Source organism: Hydrogenophaga aquatica (assembly GCF_054780915.1).
The window spans coordinates 388,369-405,166 of record NZ_BAAGVK010000002.1; the positions used below are offsets into that span (position 1 = coordinate 388,369).

Genomic DNA, 16,798 nt, shown 5'->3' on the forward strand with positions numbered 1-16,798 from the left:
TTCAATGGTGATGCGAGGCGTGCGGGCTCAGGCCATGCTGATCTTGAAAGGCACAGGGTTGCGGATGGTGTTGGCCACGGGTGAATAGAAGTTGGCGTGCTGCACGATCTCTTCCAGCACCTCGCGCGGCGCGTCACCTTCCACCAGCACCTTCACGCGCACTTCCTGAAAGCCCATCTGCGGCGGGGTCATCTCCAGCGCGCCGCCAGCCCCCCAGGCCGCGGGGTTGCCGATGTCGCCTTCCAGGAACACCTCCAGCCGGGTCAGCTTGATGCCTTTCCACGTGGCCACGGCCGTCACGCCCACGGCGATGCAGCCGCCCAGACCGGACAACACGATTTCGCCCGGCGCGGGAGCGGTGTCCTGGCCGAACAGGTGCAGGGGCTCGTCAACGACGACGGTGTGCTTGTCGCCGACCTGGGAAAGGGAACGGTATTGCCCCTCCATCACGGTGTGGACCTTGTTGGTGCCGCGACGCGCGGGGTTGGCCTTGCCGCCGGCGGCGAATTCGGCCAGGCCCTTGGCATCGATGGGGCGCAGGTAGGACTTGACGGTGGTGACGGAGGGAGTGAGTTCGGTGGTGGACATGGTTTTCCTGGTGGTTGCGTTGAAGAAAGAAGCGGAAGACTCGCTCCTTCCATCGCAAGCGCCGTGCCACGGCCGCACCAGAAACTCAAACCATTGTTTTCAAAAGGAAATTCGCCAGAACACGGCCCGGCAAACGGGTTGCATCAGTTGCCTCGCGGGACGCATTGTTAACAAATTGTCAACACAATGGCAACAACATCAACGCAAACCGGCCTTGCGCAAGCGGTAGCCAAACTGCCTGAGCGTCAGCCCCAGGCTCTGCGCCGCGCGCGACTGGTTGCCCGCGTGCTCGTGCAACGCAGCCTGCAGCGCTTCAACCGAATGGGCGTGCGCGGGCAGGTATTCACGCACCAGCCCGGCTACGGCAGGCTGGGCGGCACGGGCGGCCAACGGCTCGTCCCGGTCCTTCATGGGCATGTAGCGGCGCAGGTCGGCCGCCTGTATCTGTGGCCGCTCTGTCAGCAGCACCACGCGCTCGATCAGGTTGCCCAGCTCGCGGATATTGCCCGGCCAGTCGTGCGCCTCCAGCACCGCAAGGGCCTCGGGCGCCAGGTGTACGTTGCGCTGGTGAGCCTGGTTGGCCCGGCTCAGGAAGTGCAGGGCCAGTTCCCGTACGTCCTCGCGGCGCTCGCGCAGCGAAGGCAGGCGGATGGGAATGACGTGCAACCGGTAGTACAGGTCCTGACGGAAGCGCCCTGCCGCCACCTCCTGCGCCAGATCGCGGTGGGTGGCCACCACCAGCCTCACGTCCACCTTCTGCTCGCGCCGCCCGCCCAGGCGCACCAGCGTGCCTTCCTGCAGCGTGCGCAACAGCTTGGGCTGGAGCGTCGCGGGCAGCTCCCCGATCTCGTCCAGGAACAGGGTGCCACCGTCGGCCTGTTCGAACCAGCCCGCACGGGCTGCCTGCGCCCCGGTGAAGGCCCCGCGCTCATGCCCGAAAAGCTCGCTTTCGAAAAGCGTTTCGGGAATCGCCGCGCAGTTCACCTTGATGAACGGGCCGTCGCGCCGCCCGCTGGACAGGTGCACGGCACGCGCGAACAGCTCCTTGCCCGTGCCGGACTCTCCCAGCAGCATCACCGTCGCCGCAGACTGCGAAACACGCTCCAGCTCGGCCAGAGCGCCCAGCAGCGCCGGGGAACGCCCCAGAATGCCGTAACGCGCGCTGCGGACTTCCAGGGCCTTGCTCAGGCGTTCGTTCTGCGCCTGCAGTTCACCGGTCCGCTCCTGGACCAGGGCCTGCAGCTGCAACAGCTGTCCGGCCAGCGTCGCCAGCACCCGCAGCACCGCCATGTCGTCGTTGAGGCGGCGCTGCCTGCTGCGAATGCGGTGGCAGGCCAGCACGCCCACCGTGCGGCCGTTGACCTCCACAGGCAGGGCGATGAAGGCCACCGTCTCAGGCGGCAGATCCTTGCGGCGCACGGCACGGAACAGGAAGGCGGGCTCTTCGTCCACGTCCTGCACGAGGACAGGCTGCCCCGTTGCCCACACGCGGCCGGTGACGCCTTCGCCGCGCTGGTACTGCCCGCGCGTCACCTCGGCCCGGGTCAGGCCGTAGGCATGGCGGATGCGCGCCTTGGCGCCGCCCGGCTCGTCCTCCAGCACCACCCGGCCCCGGTTCAGGCCCAGCAGCTCGCTCATCAGGTGCAGCATCTCGCGCAGCACCACGTCCGGGCTCAGGCTGCGGCCGATCAGGCGGGTGACCTCCCGCAGCAGCAGCAACTCCTGCGCATGCCAGTCGGTTGCCACGCTTTTGCCTGCCATGGCCGCACTCAACGGCGCCAGAACTGGCCGGTGAACAGCACCAGCACCGTCAGCAGTTCCAGGCGGCCCAGCAGCATGGCAAAGCTCAGCACCCACAGCTGAAAGGGGTTGAGCACGCCGAAGTTCCCCGAAGGCCCCACGTCGCCCAGCCCCGGTCCGATGTTGTTCACGGTGGCCACCACAGCCGAGAACGCCGTGACGATGTCCAGGCCGGACAGCAGCATCAGGAAAGTCAGCCCCATGGTCGCCGCACCGTAGATCAGCATGAAGCCGAGCACGGTGGTCATCACGGAAGGCGCAATGGTCTGCCCGCCCAGGGTCACGGGGTTGACCACGCGCGGGTGGATGATGCGCACCATCTCCCGCCGGGCCTGCTTGATCAGCAGCACCATCCTCACCATCTTGATGCCACCCCCGGTGGACCCGGCGCACGACACAAAGCATCCCAGGAACATCAGGAACACCGGGATGAAGGTGGGCCATTGCGCGTAGTCGGCGGCGGCGTAACCGGTGGTGGTGGCCAGCGAAAGCACATGGAAGGCGCTGCTGCGCAGGGCCTGCGGGAAGCTGTCGTGGGTGCCGTGGACGGCCAGCATCATGGCGACCAGCACGATGGACGCCGCCAGCACGGTGAGGTAGGTGCGGATTTCCCGGTCCCCGGTGATGGGGCGCAGGGACAAGGAGCGCAACACCACGAAATGGCGCAGGAAGCTGATCCCGGCCAGCGTCATGAAGAACACGGCCACCATTTCAATGCGTGCGGAATCCCAATACCCGAAGCTGGCGTCGTGCGAGGAGAAACCGCCCAGCCCCATGGTCGTGCACATGTGCATGAAGGCATCGGACCAGCTCATGCCGGCCCACCGGTAGGCCAGGAAGCAGGCACCCGAGAACAGGAAGTACACCCCCCACAGGCCGCGCGCCGTCTCCGAAATGCGCGGCGTGAACTTGGCGTCCTTCATGGGCCCCGGCGTTTCGGCCTTGTAGAGCTGCACACCGCCCAGGCCCAGCAATGGCAGCACCGCCACCACGAGCAGCATGATGCCCAGGCCCCCGACCAGTTGCAGGAAACACCGCCAGATGTTGGCCGACACCGGCAGGTCGTCCAGCCCCGACAAGGCGGTGGATCCGGTGGCGGTCAGCGCGCTCATCGCCTCGAAATAGGCTTTGCTCCAGGTGATGTCCGGCACGGTGAACATCAGCGGAACAGCGGCATACGCCGTGAGCACCAGCCACACCAGATTGACGAGCAGGAAGCCGTCCCGGGGCAGCAGCTCGCGGCGGTAGTTCTTCGTGAACTGCCAGAGCAGCCAGCCACTGGCGAACGTGAAACCGAAGCAGCCGCCCCAGACAGTCCGCAGATGTTCCGCGTCCTGCGGCCAGGCCCACGCCAGCGGCACCAGCATGGCAAAGGCGAACGCCATCACAATGCGCGCCAGCAAGGCCAGGACCGGACCGAAAAGCTGCATCATGCGTGCACCCTACTTGCGCCAGAAACCGCGCGTGAACAACACCAGGAACGACAGCATCTCCAGCCGCCCTAGCAGCATCGCCAGCGTGCAGATCCACAACTGGAACGGTGTCAGTCCAGCGAAGTTGCCCGCAGGGCCAACCTCATTGAGGCCAGGGCCCATGTTGTTCACGCTGGCCACAACGGCGCTGAAGGCGGTGTCGAAGTTCATGTCCGTCAGCAGCAGCAACATCGTCAGGCCGATGATGGTGCCGCCGTACACCAGCATGAAGGCCAGCACGGAGAAGATGGTGGCGCTGTCGATCACGGCGCCCCCCATGGTGACCGGGTTGACCGCGCGCGGATGAATGATGCGCGCCATTTCACGCCTGGCCTGCTTGATGAGGATCACCACACGCGCCATCTTGATGCCCGCCCCCGTGGAACCTGCGCTCGTGGCAACACCGGACAGCATGATCATCAGGATGGGGGCGAATATCGGCCACTGCGTGTAGTCGACCGTCGAGTAGCCGGTGGTGGATGCGATGGAAACCACGTTGAAGGCAGCCATGCGAAGCGCCTCCCAGGGGTCTGACACGGTACCTTTGGCCACCAGCAGGCCCGCCACGAAGACGCACGCGCCAGACAGGATGATCATGGTGCCACGCCATTCCGAGTCGCGCCAGATGCGCCCCGGGCTGCGCTTGACGATGGCCATGAAATACAGCGCGAAGTTGCAGCTGGCCAGTGCCATGAAGATCACCGCGATCCATTCCAGTGCTGGCGACTGGAAATAACCGAAGCTGCTGTCGTGCGACGACAGGCCGCCCAGGCTCATGGTGGAGAACATGTGTATCCAGGCGTCGAGCGGGGTCATGCCACCCCACCAGTACGCACCAACGCACAGCAGCGAAATACCGGCGTAGACGCTCCACAGCCCCTTGGCGGTTTCGGTGATGCGCGGGGTGAGCTTGGAGTCCTTCATGGGCCCCGTGGCCTCGGCGCGGAAAAGCTGGCTGCCCCCCACGCCCAGCAGCGGCAGGATGGCCACCGCCAACACCAGAATGCCCATGCCGCCCAGCCACTGCAGGAAACACCGCCAAAGGTTGATGGAGCCCGGCAAGGCGTCGAGTCCCACCAGCACGGTCGCGCCCGTCGTCGTCAGGCCGGACATCGCCTCGAAGTAGGCCTGGGTGAAGCTGATCGGCTGGCCTGCGTCGTGAAAGTAAGCCAACAGTGGCAAGGCAGCGAACACGGGCAGACAGGTCCAGGCCAGGCCCACCAGCAAGATGCCATCGCGCGCCTGCAGGTCCATCTTGAGCGCGCCGCGGTACAGGCCAAACAGCCAGAGCGCCCCGCCACACACCAGCGTGAGCAGCATCGGCCACAGGTAGGCCCAGGCCGCCCCATCGCCAATCCACCCTGCCACGGCGGCGGGCACCAGCATGGTCAGGCCAAACACCATCACAATGACCCCGAACACCGGGGCAACACGAACAAATGGCATGGGCGTCAACCGAAGAAGGTGGCCCCGACCTGGAAGAGCTTCTCCACCTCGCGCACCAGGCGTTTGTTGGGAATGAAGATGACGATGTGGTCATCCGTCTCGATCAGGGTGTCGTGGTGCGGCATGAGCACCTGGGCACCGCGCCCTTCACCGCGCACGATGGCACCAATGCGCGCGCCCTTGGGCAGCTTCACTTCCTCGATGCGCCGCCCCACCAGGCGTGAGGTCTTGACGTCGCCGCGTGCAATGCCCTCCAGCGCTTCCGCAGCACCCCGGCGCAGACTGTGCACCGCCACCACGTCGCCACGGCGGATGTGCGCCAGCAGCTCACCGATCACCGTCTGGGCAGGCGAAACGGCAATGTCGATGGCACTGCCCTGCATCATGTCCGCATAGGCCCTGCGGTTGATCAGCGACATCACGCGGCGCGCGCCCAGCCGCTTGGCCAGCATGGCCGACATGATGTTGTCCTCGTCGTCGCTGGTGAGGGCGAGGAACAGGTCCATGTCGGCGACGTTCTCTTCCAGGAGCAGGTCCTCGTCCACGCTGTCGCCGTGGAGCACCAGCATGCTTGATGGCAGCTGGCTGGCCAGGTACTCGCAGCGCTTGGCGTCGTGCTCGATGATCTTCACCTGGCATTGGCCGACCAGGCTGCGCGCCAGCCTCAGCCCCACCTTTCCCCCGCCAGCGATCATCACGCGCTGCACCGGTTTGTCGACGTTGTGAATGGCCGCCAGCACGTGGCGGATCTTGTCGCTGTCGGCCAGCAGGAACACCTCGTCGCCCGGCAGGATGCGCGTGCTCTTGGTGGCCTCCATCTCGGTGTCAAGGCGGTACAACGCCACCACGCGCATCTCGGCGTGAGGGAACCGCTCCTTGAATTCACCGATGGTATGCCCCACCAGGGCGCCGCCAGCCGACGCGCGAACCGCGATCAGGCACACCCGGCCTTCGGCAAATTCCAGCACCTGCAAGGCCTCGGGGTAGTCGATCAGCTGGTGGATGTAGCGCATCACCGACTCTTCCGGGCAGATCACGCGGTCCACCGCGAAGCCCGTCTTGGACATGAGTTCGTCGCCCTCGACGAATTCGGGCGAGCGCACGCGCGCGATGGTCGTCGGCACGTTGAACACGTCGTGCGCCACCTTGCACACGACCAGGTTGGACTCGTCCGCCGCCGCGCAGGCGATGAGCATGTCGGCGTCCTTGGCCCCCGCCTCGCGCAGCACCGATGGCTGGATGCCGTTGCCGACGACGCCCCGCAGATCCAGGCGTTCCTCCAGTGCGCGCAACCGCGCCGGGTCCTGATCGATGACGGTGATGTCGTTCTGTTCGGACACAAGGCTCTCGGCCACGCTCTCGCCGACGCGGCCTGCGCCCAGGATGATGATGTTCATGGTGTCACTTCAAAGCGCCAAAGACTTTCTGGAGGATCTGGCTGCCGGTACCCACCGGGTCCTGCCGGATCTTCTTTTCTTCTTCCCCGATGACCAGGTACAGCCCATCGAGCGTCTTGCCGGTCACGTACTGCTGCAGGTTGGCATCCTGCTCGCGCACCAAGCCATAGCGGGCGGCCCGGCCAGCAAAATCGTTGTATTTCTGCGCCAGCGCCACCTTCTGCGTGGCCTGGGTCACGATCGGCAGGAACCGCCCCGTCAGGGGGTCACGCGTCTTGCCCGCGAAGAAATCGGTCACCGACGTTTCGCCGCCGGTGAGTATGTTCTTCGCGTCGGTCACGGTCATCTCGCGCACGGCCTTCACCAGCAGATCGCGCCCCATGGGCACGGCCTGCTCGGCGGCACGGTTCATGGCCGTCACCAGCTCGTCCACGCGCTGGCCCTGGCCGAAGGTTCGCATCAGCTTCCCGGCATCTTCCAGGTAACCCGGCAGGGGAATGCGCACCTTGGGGTTGCCCAGAAAACCATCGGCTCGGCCCAGCAGGCCTACCGCCGCCAGCGCACCCCGTTCCAGGGCGGTCTTGACGCCGGCATTGGCGTCCGACGCGGAAAGATCAGCGAGCGTGAGGGCGTGCACCCGGCGCCACAGGGCCAGGGAAAGCAACAGGCCAAAGCTGGTCTGCAGGGCACGTCGCCGTGAGGCGAGGGACGCATGTGAGTAATGCAGGGCTGCCATGGACAGGATTATGCGCCTGCGTTTGCACGGCAAAGCGCGGTGTGGCGAAACAGCGATACGGGCACAACGCGTCAGCGGTGGCGGGCTGGCGCCACCACGGATCGGGGACAATGGGGCGTTTTGACACATTTTTGACACGCGCCTGACACCCGCCCTCTTCTGACCCATGCCCCCCGTCGACCACACCGGCACCCCACGCCCCCTGCATCTGGTGCTACTGGAGGACGACCCCGTCCAACTCCGGCTGCTGGAGCGTGTGCTGCAGCACCTGTGCGGAGGCACCATCCGGGGGTTTCAGGACGGCTTCGACATGCTGTCCTACCTGGCTTTGACGGACACGCCCGTGGACGCCGTGTTCTGCGACCTGCAGGTGCCCAAGCTCGACGGCGTGCAGGTGATCCGCCTGCTGGCGGAGCGGGCGTTTCCCGGCTGGCTGGTGCTGATCAGCGCCGAAGACACCCGGCTGATGGCCACGGTGCGGCAAGTGGCCATCAGCCACGGCCTGGCGGTCATGCCCCCCATGGCCAAGCCGGTGGGGCCGGCGGCCTTGCGCACACTGATTGACGAGCTGCGCACGCCCCCTCCGCCCCGGCAGGCCCGCCCGATCTACCGCGACGTGGATCTGCAGACCGCCCTGGCACGCGGCGAATTGGTCAACGTCTACCAGCCCAAGGTGAATGCCCGCACCGGCGAATGGGAGGGCGTGGAAGCCCTGGTGCGCTGGCGCCATGGCATCGACGGCTGGATTTCGCCGGAGCACTTCATCTCCCTGGCGGAACAGCACGGCCTGATCGATCAGTTGACCCGAACGGTCATCGTCAATGCCTTGCAAGACGCCAGGGCCTGGCACGACGCGGGCTGGCAGCCCGCCCTGTCCATCAACGTGTCCATGGACAACCTGACCCAGGTGGACTTTCCCGACTGGGTGCTGCAGCAGCTGTCGCAATCCTGCGTCTCGCTGGGCCGGTTCAACCTGGAGGTGACCGAAAGCCGCCTGATGGACCAGCCCAAGCTGACCCTGGAGGTGCTCAGCCGCCTGCGCCTGCACAAGATTCAATTGGCCATCGACGATTTCGGCACCGGCCACTCATCGCTGCGGCAATTGCTGCAGGTGCCCTTCCACGAGCTCAAGCTCGACCAAGGCTTCGTCAACGGCATCAGCCGCGACAGCTCGGCCCAGGCCATTTTCGACGCGTCCATCCTGATGGCGCGCAAGCTCCACATGCGCACCGTGGCCGAAGGCGTGGAAACGCCGGAAGACCTGGACTACGTGCGTGCCAGCGGCTGCGACGCCGTGCAGGGCTACCTGATCGCGCGCCCCATGGCCAGCGCCGACCTGATCGCGTGGGCCGACCAGTGGCCCACGCAGCGGGCACAGCTCTGGCCGGCCGTCACAACCCGCGCTGGATGATGATCTTCTGCACGTCGCTGGTGCCTTCGTAGATCTGGCACACGCGCACGTCGCGGTAGATGCGCTCCACGGGGAAGTCGCTCACCACACCGTAGCCGCCCAGCGTCTGGATGGCCACCGAACAGACCTTCTCGGCCACCTCGCTGGCAAACAGCTTGGCCATGGCAGCTTCCTTCAGGCAGGGGCGGCCCGCGTCGCGCAGGCTGGCCGCGTGCCAGATGAGCTGGCGCGCCGCTTCCAGCCGCGTGGCGCATTCGGCCAGGCGGAACCCCACCGCCTGGTGGTTGAAGATGGCGGTACCAAAGGCCTCGCGCTGCTTGGCGTAGTCGATCGCCACGTCCAGCGCGCTGCGCGCCATGCCCACGCTCTGCGCGGCAATGCCAATGCGCCCGCCTTCCAGCGCGCTCAAGGCGATCTTGTAGCCCTCGCCCTCCTCGCCGATCAGGTTCTCGGCGGGGATGTGGCACTGGTCGAAGTTGATCTGCGCGGTGTCGCTGCTGTGCTGCCCCAGCTTGTCCTCCAGCCGCGCCACCACATAGCCCGGCGTGGCGGTGGGCACCAGGAAGGCGCTCATGCCTTTCTTGCCCGCAGCCTTGTCCGTCACCGCGATCACGATGGCCACATCACCGTTCTTGCCGCTGGTGATGAACTGCTTCACGCCATTGATGACGTAGCTGTCGCCCTCGCGCACGGCGGTGGTGCGCAGGGCAGACGCGTCCGAACCCACATGCGGCTCGGTCAGGCAGAAGGCCCCCAGCATCTCGCCGCGCGCCAGCGGGGCCAGCCACTTCGCCTTCTGCGCGTCGTTGCCGTAGCGCATCAGGATGGCGTTGACCGGGCAGTTGGTGACGCTGATGGCGGTGCTCACGCCACCGTCACCAGCGGCGATCTCTTCCAGCACCAGCGCCAGGGTCAGGTAGTCCAGGCCAGCACCGCCCAGTTCCTCGGGGACGCAAATGCCGTAGGCGCCCAGCGCCGCCAGACCCTTATGGGCTTCCTTGGGAAAGTGGTGCTCCTTGTCCCACTTGGCGGCATGCGGCCACAGCTCCTCTTGAGCAAAGGCACGCACGGCGTCACGGATCATTTCCTGGTCTTGGGTCAGCAGCATGGGTTTGTGTGAAGTTTCAAAGTTTGAAGGTACTCACCAACTGGTTCAGGTGCTGCGCCTGCTCGCGCAGGCTCATCGCTGCGGCGGTGGACTCCTCGACCAGTGCAGCATTCTGCTGAGTCATCTGGTCGAGCTGCACCACCGAGGCGTTCACGTTGCCAATGTCGGTGCTCTGTTCGGAAATGGCGGCGGTCACCTCGCCAATCAGGTCGGCCACGCGCCGCACGGCCTCCACGATCTCGCTCATCGTCTGCCCCGCACCGGACACCAGCGACGAGCCCGCCTCCACGCGCTCCACGCTGGTACCGATCAGGGTCTTGATCTCTTTGGCGGCTTCGGCGCTGCGGCTGGCCAGGCTGCGCACCTCGGAGGCCACCACGGCAAAGCCCCGGCCCTGCTCGCCCGCGCGCGCCGCTTCCACGGCGGCGTTGAGGGCCAGGATGTTGGTCTGGAAGGCAATGCCATCGATGACGCCGATGATGTCGGCGATCTTCTGCGAACTGGCGCGGATGTCGTCCATCGTGGCCACGACCTTGGACACCTCCTCCCCGCCGCGGGACGCCACATCGGCCGCCGAAGTGGCCAGCTGGTTGGCCTGGCGCGTGGCGTCGGCCGACTGGCGCACCATGCCCGCCACCTGCTCGATGGACGCTGCCGCTTCCTCCAGGTTGGCGGCCGTGCGCTCGGTGCGCTGGCTCAGGTCCTGGCTGCCGGTGGCGATCTCGTCGCTGGCGGTGGTGATGTTGCCGGTGGAATGGCGCACCTCGCCCACGAGCTGCCGCAGCGACTGCTGCATGCGAGCCAACCCGCCCATCAGGCTGCTCTGGTGCGCGCTGGCGGCCAGCGGCACCGACAGGTCACCCGATGCGATCTGCGCAATGGCAGAGCGGGCCTCGGCCGGGTCACCGCCCAGTTCGCGCCGCACCGTGTTGCGGATGTAGAGGGTGAAGAGCACCGACACCACCACGGCCACCATCGACAGGGCCACAGCAAACGCCACCGCCCGGTCCACGTTGCGGTTGACGTTGCCGAACACCTGCTCGGAAGTGGCCCCGGCTGCCTCGATGAGCTTGAGCAGCTCGCCGCGCAGCTGGCGCCAGGCAGGGGTTTCCGTCCCGCTCAGGAAGGAAACCGTGTCAGCCGCCTGTTCGCGCACCTTGGCCAGCACCTGGTCCTGTGCCTGGGCGTGGCTGGCACGCAACGCCGCCAGCTGACGCACCCCCTGTTCGAACCCGGTGCCCTGCGACACCTGGGTCACGTCCGCGTAGGCCTTGTCATAGGCCTTGCGGGCGTTGTCCAGGTTCTCGACCGCGCGCTTGTCCTCGGGGTTCAACACCACGTTGCGCAGCGCCTGGCCCATCTGCAGGCCCTGGGCGTACATCTCGGTCAGTCCAGTGCTGATGCGTTGTTCCGTCTGCACATAGGCGCCGAACTGCTGCTTGGTGTACAGCAGTCCTCCTATACCCCCGGCCAGGCCAAGGATGAACAGCAGCGCGGGCAGCACTGCGGACAACAGGATACGGGTATCGAAACGCATCAGTCAGGCCTCCTCAAGCCAAGTATCACACTCAGCAAAAAGGCCAGATCATAGGACTTCCAGCGCAACGGCTGTGGCTTCGCCGCCACCAATGCACAGCGTGGCCACACCTTTCTTCAGGCCGCGAGCCTTCAGCGCATGGATGAGCGTGACCATGATGCGTGCGCCGCTGGCGCCGATGGGGTGGCCCAGCGCGCAGGCGCCGCCGTTGACGTTGACCTTGTCGTGCGGCACGTTCAGTTCAGCCATCAGCGCCATGGGCACCACGGCGAAGGCCTCGTTGATTTCCCACAGGTCCACGTCGCCCACGCTCCAGCCCGCCTTGGCCAGCACCTGATGGCTGGCGCCCACCGGCGCGGTGGAAAACCATTCCGGCTCCTGCGCGTGCGTGGCGTGCGCCACGATGCGCGCCAGCGGCTGGCAGCCCAGGCGTTGTGCGGTGGACGCCTTCATCATCACCAGTGCGGCGGCGCCGTCGTTGATGCTGGAGCTGGACGCGGCGGTGATGGTGCCGTCCTTCTTGAAGGCGGGCTTGAGCGCAGGAATCTTGTCCAGCTTGATCTTGCCCGGCCCTTCATCGATGCTGACCACGCGTTCACCCGAACGCTCCTTCACCGTCACGGACGTGATCTCGGCGGCAAAGCTGCCGTCTTGCGTGGCACGTTGGGCGCGCTTGACGCTTTCGGTAGCGAAGGCGTCCTGCTGCTCGCGGCTGAAGCTGTACTTGGCGGCACAGTCTTCACCGAAGGTGCCCATGCTGCGGCCGGGCTGGTAGGCGTCTTCCAGGCCGTCAAGCATCATGTGATCGAAGATGCGGTCGTGGCCGATGCGGTAGCCGCCGCGCGCCTTGGGCAGCAGGTAGGGGGCGTTGGTCATGCTCTCCATGCCCCCAGCCACCAGCACCTCGTGGCTGCCCGCCAGCAACATGTCGTGCGCAAACATGGCCGCGCGCATGCCGGAGCCGCACATCTTGCTGAGCGTCACCGCACCAGCGCTCTTGGGCAGGCCGCCCTTGAACGCGGCCTGGCGCGCCGGGGCCTGGCCCTGGCCCGCCATCAGGCAGTTGCCGAAGATCACCTCGGTCACCAGTTCCGGTGCCACACCAGCGCGTTGCACGGCGGCCTGGATGGCTGCACCGCCCAGATCGTGAGCGGCGAGCGAGGAAAAATCACCCTGAAAGGCGCCCATGGGGGTGCGTGCGGCGCCGACGATGACGATGGGGTCTTGCATGGTTTGCTCCTGTGAGGGTTAGTTGACGTTTACGTAAACGTTAATTCTCGCAGAGTCTCTGGCTGGCGTCATCTGTGCTCTCAAAATTGTTGCTGCGGTGAACCTCGCTTGCTGCGGCAGATGTCCGGCCGGAGCGTTTCGCTAGAAACGTGCAGGGAGTTTCGGCCGCGTAGCCACGGCATCAAGCATCGCAGGGAAGCCCCTGCTACGCAGGTGCCACCTCGTTGAAGCGCCAGCCCCTGGACGCACACGCCTTGGTCACCAAATACCCGCGCTCGAAACAAGCCTTGGCCCGCCAACACCCCAGGCGATGAAAGTCCAAGCGTCAACCCCGCCCTGCCCTCACAGCAAACCGCCGTTCCCGCTCGTAAGGAAAAACGTCGTGCACATGCCCCGCCAGAATGCGTTCCTTGTGCGCCTGCCAGAAACCCGGGTCAAGCAAGTTGGCGTGGTGCTTCATGAAGACCTCGCGCACCAGTGGGTGCCCCAGCAAAAACGGCTCAAAGGTCTCCGGAAACACATCGTGCGGCCCCACGCTGTACCAAACCTCGCCGCTCATCTCCTCCTCTTCGTCGCGCGGTGGCGGCACGCGGCGGAAGTTGCAGTCGGTGATGTACTCGATCTCGTCGTAGTCGTAGAACACCACCTTGCCGTGGCGGGTGATGCCAAAGTTCTTCCACAGCATGTCGCCCGGGAAGATGTTGGCCGCCACCAGGTCCTTGATGGCTTTGCCGTACTCCACCACCGCATGCTCGATCTGCCCGCGTGCCCGCTCGTCGCCAGGGTTCTTCTGCAAGGCATCGAACGCCTCCTGCAGATAGATGTTGAGCGGGATCATGCGCCGCTCGATGTAGACATGCCTGATCAGCACCTCGATGTTGCCGTCGCCATTGCGGTCACCGATCTCGATCTGGCTGGGCGCGTGCTTCTGGATCTCGGCGATCAACTCGTCGCTGAAACGCTCACGCGGAAAGCCTACGCCTGAGAACTCCAGTGTGTCGGCCATGCGGCCCACGCGGTCGTGCTGCTTGACCAGCAGGTATTTGCCCCGCACCTGCTCGCGCGTGGTGTCCTTGGGCGCCGGGAATCGGTCCTTGATCACCTTGAACACGAAGGGAAAGCTCGGCAAGTCGAACACCAGCATCACCATGCCCTTGATGCCGGGTGCGATGCGGAACACGTCGGTGCTGTGGCGCAGGTGGTAAAGGAAGTCCCGGTAAAAGAGCGTCTTGCCCTGCTTGGCCAGGCCCAGCGCGTTGTAGAACTCGGCACGCGGCTTGCGCGGCATCAGGCTGCGCAGGAACTGCACGTAGGCACTCGGCACCTCCATGTCCACCATGAAATAGGCCCGCGCGAAGCTGAAGATCATCAGCAGGTCGTCCTCGCCATGCAGCAGCGTGTCGATGATGAGCTGGCCCTTGCGGTTGTGCAGGATGGGCAGTGCGAACGGAACCTCCTGGAAACCGTTGATGAGCTTGCCCACCACGTAAGCACCCTTGTTGCGGAAGAACAGGCTGTGGAGCACCTGGACCTGGAAGTTGGCGCGCAGCTTCTCGTGGTCGAACAGCGGCTGCAGGGCCTGCCACACACTCAGCGTGTCGCGCTCGAAATCCTCGAACGGCACGCGCAGGCCGAAGTCCGCCACCATGCGCCGGATCTCATCCAGCACGTTGTGCTGCGTGGGGTAGTAACAGCGGTAGGTTGGGTGGGCGTCGGGGTTTTCGGGCTCGATGTATTCGGTGCTGACCGCCGGGCGGACGAAGATGAAGTCGTTCTGGAAGTAGCTGCGGTGCAGGATCTTAGTGGTCACCGAGTTGAAGAAGGTCTCGGCCAGTTCGGGCTGGCGGTGGTCCACCAGCATGCCGATGTAGTGCAGCTTGACCTGTTGCCACACATCCATAGGCTGCTGCGCGGCCTTGAACTCGCGCTCCAGCCGTGTCACGCATTCCTTCACGCGCAGGTCGTAGAACTCGATGCGCTCGCGCTGCGCGCGCTGCTGGGCGTGCCAGTCCTGCGTTTCGAAGCGGTGCTTGGCCCGGGCAGATTCTGTACGGAACAGGCGGTAGTGCCTGTTGAAACCGTCGATCATCGCCCGCGCGATATCCACGGCCACGGAGGAGTCGAGACGACGGGGCAGCATGAGGGAAAGGCTATGGGCGGGCCGCCGGGAGCACCCCGCGCGGATAGCGCTTGAGGGCATCGCGGAAAACCTGCATCACCTCTTCAGGGCGGCTCATGCTCACGCCCAGATCTTTCACCAGACCGTCCTTCAAACCGTAGCACCAGCCGTGCACCGAAACCCGCTGCCCGCGCGCCCAGGCGTCCTGTAGCACATTGGTCAACGCCACGTTGCCCACCTGCTCGATCACGTTCATCTCGCACAGCACGTCTTCCTGTTCAGGCTCGGGCAGGTGCTCCAGGCGACGGCGGTGGCGGATTTTCACGTCGTGCACATGGCGCAGCCAGTTGTCGGCCAGACCCACCCGCGCGCCGCGCAGCGTGGCCAGCACACCGCCGCAACCGTAATGGCCCACCACCAGAATGTGCTCCACCTTCAGGTACTCCACGGCAAACTGGATCACCGACAAGGCATTCAAGTCCGAATGCACCACCACGTTGGCAACATTGCGATGCACGAACACTTCACCCGGCTCCAGGCCCGTGATCTGGTTGGCGGGAACCCTGCTGTCCGAGCACCCGATCCACAGGTACTTCGGGTTCTGCTGCCGCGCCAGTTGCTGGAAATAGCCCGGCCGCTCCTGCTCGACCTGGGCGGCCCAGCGGCGATTGGCTTCAATGAGGTTCTGGAGGGGATGAGTCATGCCGCGATTGTGGCCCATGCGGGCCACCGCCGACACACCGGGAGCCCCGGCTCAGCAGGTTTCGGCGAACAGTTCGCGGCCAATCAGCATGCGGCGAATCTCGCTGGTGCCCGCGCCAATCTCGTACAGTTTGGCGTCGCGCCACAGGCGGCCCAGCGGGTACTCGTTGATGTAGCCGTTGCCACCGAAGATCTGGATGCCGTCGCCCGCCATGCGCGTGGCCTGCTCAGCGCACCACAGGATGACGGAGGCGCAGTCCTTGCGCACCTGGCGCACGTGCTGCGCGCCCAGCTGGTCCAGGTTCTTGCCGATCTGGTAACAGAACGCGCGGCCAGCCTGCAACACGGTGTACATGTCAGCCACCTTGCCCTGGATGAGCTGGAACTCGCCAATGCTCTGGCCGAACTGCTTGCGGTCATGGATGTAGGGGATGACGTTGTCCATCACCGCCTGCATGATGCCGATGGGCCCGGCCGCCAGCACGGCGCGCTCGTAGTCCAGGCCGCTCATCAGCACCTTGGCGCCATTGTTCAGGCCACCCAGGATGTTTTCTTCGGGCACTTCCACGTTGTTGAACACCAGTTCACCCGTGTGGCTGCCGCGCATGCCCAGCTTGTCGAGCTTTTGCGCAATGCTGAAGCCCTTCATGCCCTTTTCGATGATGAAGGCGGTCACGCCGCGCGCGCCCATCTCCGGCTCGGTCTTGGCGTAGACCACCAGCGTATCGGCGTCGGGCCCGTTGGTGATCCACATCTTGCTGCCGTTGAGCACGTAATAGCCGCCCTTGTCCTCTGCCTTCAGCTTCATGCTGATCACGTCCGAGCCCGCACCCGGCTCGCTCATGGCCAGCGCGCCCACATGCTCACCGCTGATGAGCCCGGGCAGGTATTTGCGCTTCTGCGCCTCGTTGCCGTTGCGCTTGATCTGGTTGACGCACAGATTGGAATGCGCGCCGTAGGACAGGCCCACCGAGGCGCTGGCGCGGCTGATCTCTTCCATGGCGATCATGTGCGCCAGGTAACCCATGTTGGCGCCGCCGTACTCTTCGGGCACGGTGATGCCCAGCACGCCCAGGTCGCCCATCTTGCGCCACAGGTCCATGGGGAACTGGTCGGTGCGGTCGATCTCGGCGGCACGCGGTGCGATTTCTGCCTGGGCAAAGTCGCGCACGGCGTCGCGCAGGGCGTTGATGTCGTCACCCAGCATGAAGTCGAGGCCGGGCAGGTTGGGCAGTGCGTTCATGGGAAAAGT

13 protein-coding genes are annotated in these 16,798 nt (G+C 65.4%); 1 reads left to right on the top strand and 12 read right to left on the bottom strand.

Annotation, left to right across the window (positions count from 1 at the left end):
- Positions 1-27: 27 nt before the first annotated feature.
- From ACYVHH_RS02965 to ACYVHH_RS02990, 6 genes are all read right to left on the bottom strand, one after another.
- Positions 28-588 (bottom strand): OsmC family protein, encoded by a 561-nt coding sequence (locus ACYVHH_RS02965; RefSeq protein ID WP_460563534.1) that lies wholly within the window; start codon positions 586-588, stop codon positions 28-30.
- Between the two features lie 198 nt (positions 589-786).
- On the bottom strand, positions 787-2,349 hold the full coding sequence (locus ACYVHH_RS02970) for a sigma-54 interaction domain-containing protein (protein WP_460563535.1): 1,563 nt from the start codon (positions 2,347-2,349) through the stop codon (positions 787-789).
- An 8-nt stretch (positions 2,350-2,357) separates the two neighbouring features.
- Complete coding sequence (locus ACYVHH_RS02975) at positions 2,358-3,821, bottom strand: TrkH family potassium uptake protein (protein WP_460563537.1); 1,464 nt, start codon at positions 3,819-3,821, stop codon at positions 2,358-2,360.
- A gap of 9 nt (positions 3,822-3,830) precedes the next feature.
- Complete coding sequence (locus tag ACYVHH_RS02980) at positions 3,831-5,306, bottom strand: TrkH family potassium uptake protein (RefSeq protein WP_460563538.1); 1,476 nt, start codon at positions 5,304-5,306, stop codon at positions 3,831-3,833.
- Between the two features lie 5 nt (positions 5,307-5,311).
- Positions 5,312-6,703 (bottom strand): Trk system potassium transporter TrkA, encoded by a 1,392-nt coding sequence (trkA, locus tag ACYVHH_RS02985; RefSeq protein WP_460563539.1) that lies wholly within the window; start codon positions 6,701-6,703, stop codon positions 5,312-5,314.
- A gap of 4 nt (positions 6,704-6,707) precedes the next feature.
- Entirely contained in the window at positions 6,708-7,439 is a 732-nt protein-coding gene (locus tag ACYVHH_RS02990) for a DUF4197 domain-containing protein (RefSeq protein ID WP_460563540.1), read from the bottom strand.
- Positions 7,440-7,605: 166 nt separating this feature from the next.
- Between ACYVHH_RS02990 and ACYVHH_RS02995 the strand changes: the two genes are divergently transcribed.
- On the top strand, positions 7,606-8,850 hold the full coding sequence (locus tag ACYVHH_RS02995) for an EAL domain-containing response regulator (RefSeq protein WP_460563541.1): 1,245 nt from the start codon (positions 7,606-7,608) through the stop codon (positions 8,848-8,850).
- On the opposite strand, the gene ACYVHH_RS03000 is transcribed toward ACYVHH_RS02995, so the two are convergent.
- From ACYVHH_RS03000 to ACYVHH_RS03025, 6 genes are all read right to left on the bottom strand, one after another.
- The gene (locus tag ACYVHH_RS03000; RefSeq protein WP_460563542.1) at positions 8,831-9,958 is read right to left on the bottom strand and encodes an acyl-CoA dehydrogenase family protein; all 1,128 of its coding nucleotides are present in this window, start codon (positions 9,956-9,958) and stop codon (positions 8,831-8,833) included. The genes ACYVHH_RS02995 and ACYVHH_RS03000 overlap by 20 nt on opposite strands.
- Positions 9,959-9,974: 16 nt before the next feature.
- On the bottom strand, positions 9,975-11,495 hold the full coding sequence (locus tag ACYVHH_RS03005; RefSeq protein ID WP_460563543.1) for a methyl-accepting chemotaxis protein: 1,521 nt from the start codon (positions 11,493-11,495) through the stop codon (positions 9,975-9,977).
- 48 nt (positions 11,496-11,543) lie between these two features.
- Complete coding sequence (locus ACYVHH_RS03010) at positions 11,544-12,725, bottom strand: acetyl-CoA C-acyltransferase (protein ID WP_460563544.1); 1,182 nt, start codon at positions 12,723-12,725, stop codon at positions 11,544-11,546.
- Positions 12,726-13,050: 325 nt separating this feature from the next.
- The gene (aceK, locus tag ACYVHH_RS03015) at positions 13,051-14,865 is read right to left on the bottom strand and encodes a bifunctional isocitrate dehydrogenase kinase/phosphatase (RefSeq protein WP_460563545.1); all 1,815 of its coding nucleotides are present in this window, start codon (positions 14,863-14,865) and stop codon (positions 13,051-13,053) included.
- A 10-nt stretch (positions 14,866-14,875) separates the two neighbouring features.
- Entirely contained in the window at positions 14,876-15,547 is a 672-nt protein-coding gene (can, locus tag ACYVHH_RS03020) for a carbonate dehydratase (RefSeq protein ID WP_460563546.1), read from the bottom strand.
- Between the two features lie 51 nt (positions 15,548-15,598).
- Entirely contained in the window at positions 15,599-16,789 is a 1,191-nt protein-coding gene (locus tag ACYVHH_RS03025) for an isovaleryl-CoA dehydrogenase (protein ID WP_460563547.1), read from the bottom strand.
- Positions 16,790-16,798: the final 9 nt, after the last annotated feature.

What these genes read in the sequence shown, in the direction of transcription:
- ACYVHH_RS02965 (WP_460563534.1), bottom strand. Translation starts at nt 588, where the DNA reads ATGTCCACCACCGAACTCACTCCCTCCGTCACCACCGTCAAGTCCTAC.
- ACYVHH_RS02970 (WP_460563535.1), bottom strand. Translation starts at nt 2,349, where the DNA reads ATGGCAGGCAAAAGCGTGGCAACCGACTGGCATGCGCAGGAGTTGCTG.
- ACYVHH_RS02975 (WP_460563537.1), bottom strand. Translation starts at nt 3,821, where the DNA reads ATGATGCAGCTTTTCGGTCCGGTCCTGGCCTTGCTGGCGCGCATTGTG.
- ACYVHH_RS02980 (WP_460563538.1), bottom strand. Translation starts at nt 5,306, where the DNA reads ATGCCATTTGTTCGTGTTGCCCCGGTGTTCGGGGTCATTGTGATGGTG.
- trkA (WP_460563539.1), bottom strand. Translation starts at nt 6,703, where the DNA reads ATGAACATCATCATCCTGGGCGCAGGCCGCGTCGGCGAGAGCGTGGCC.
- ACYVHH_RS02990 (WP_460563540.1), bottom strand. Translation starts at nt 7,439, where the DNA reads ATGGCAGCCCTGCATTACTCACATGCGTCCCTCGCCTCACGGCGACGT.
- ACYVHH_RS02995 (WP_460563541.1), top strand. Translation starts at nt 7,606, where the DNA reads ATGCCCCCCGTCGACCACACCGGCACCCCACGCCCCCTGCATCTGGTG.
- ACYVHH_RS03000 (WP_460563542.1), bottom strand. Translation starts at nt 9,958, where the DNA reads ATGCTGCTGACCCAAGACCAGGAAATGATCCGTGACGCCGTGCGTGCC.
- ACYVHH_RS03005 (WP_460563543.1), bottom strand. Translation starts at nt 11,495, where the DNA reads ATGCGTTTCGATACCCGTATCCTGTTGTCCGCAGTGCTGCCCGCGCTG.
- ACYVHH_RS03010 (WP_460563544.1), bottom strand. Translation starts at nt 12,725, where the DNA reads ATGCAAGACCCCATCGTCATCGTCGGCGCCGCACGCACCCCCATGGGC.
- aceK (WP_460563545.1), bottom strand. Translation starts at nt 14,865, where the DNA reads ATGCTGCCCCGTCGTCTCGACTCCTCCGTGGCCGTGGATATCGCGCGG.
- can (WP_460563546.1), bottom strand. Translation starts at nt 15,547, where the DNA reads ATGACTCATCCCCTCCAGAACCTCATTGAAGCCAATCGCCGCTGGGCC.
- ACYVHH_RS03025 (WP_460563547.1), bottom strand. Translation starts at nt 16,789, where the DNA reads ATGAACGCACTGCCCAACCTGCCCGGCCTCGACTTCATGCTGGGTGAC.